Annotated in this window: 1 pseudogene; it reads right to left on the bottom strand. The window is 77.9% G+C overall.

Annotation, left to right across the window (positions count from 1 at the left end):
• Positions 1 to 430, bottom strand: a pseudogene (locus DW299_RS11535) (hypothetical protein); the annotation flags it as partial.

Below are 430 nucleotides of genomic sequence, written 5' to 3'. Positions count from 1 at the left end.
TGGCCGCGCCCGCTTCGAGCGTCCCGCCGCCCGCGGCCAGGTCGCCCGATCCGTCCGCGACCGCGTCGGCTCCGGCGCTCAGCTCGCCCATGCCCGTGTGGAGGGCACTCGCGCCGGACTGCAGCGTGCCGATGCCGGTGGCCAGGGTGCTGGCGCCCTCGTCGAGCCGCCCGGCGCCGTCGTCGAGTCGCACGGTGCCGGCGTGCAGCGTGGAAGCACCGGTCGAGAGCGTGCCGAGGCCCTGCGTGAGCTTCGTCGCTCCGGCGCTGAGCTGGGCGGTTCCGGCCTGGAGCGCCTGCGTGCCGGCGACGAGCGCGGGGGCACCCTCCGGGGCGACCAGGGCGACCGTTCCTGGCCAGCCGAGTGCGGGGTCGCCGTTGGCGATGGCGTTGACCCCGGCCGTCACGCGCGCGGCACCGTCGGCCGGGGA

Source organism: Microbacterium sp. K35, assembly GCF_004794375.1.
Lineage (GTDB): Bacteria > Actinomycetota > Actinomycetes > Actinomycetales > Microbacteriaceae > Microbacterium > Microbacterium sufflavum.
The sequence above is the reverse complement of the archived record's forward strand: the minus strand, read 5'-3'. Positions and strand labels throughout refer to the sequence as shown.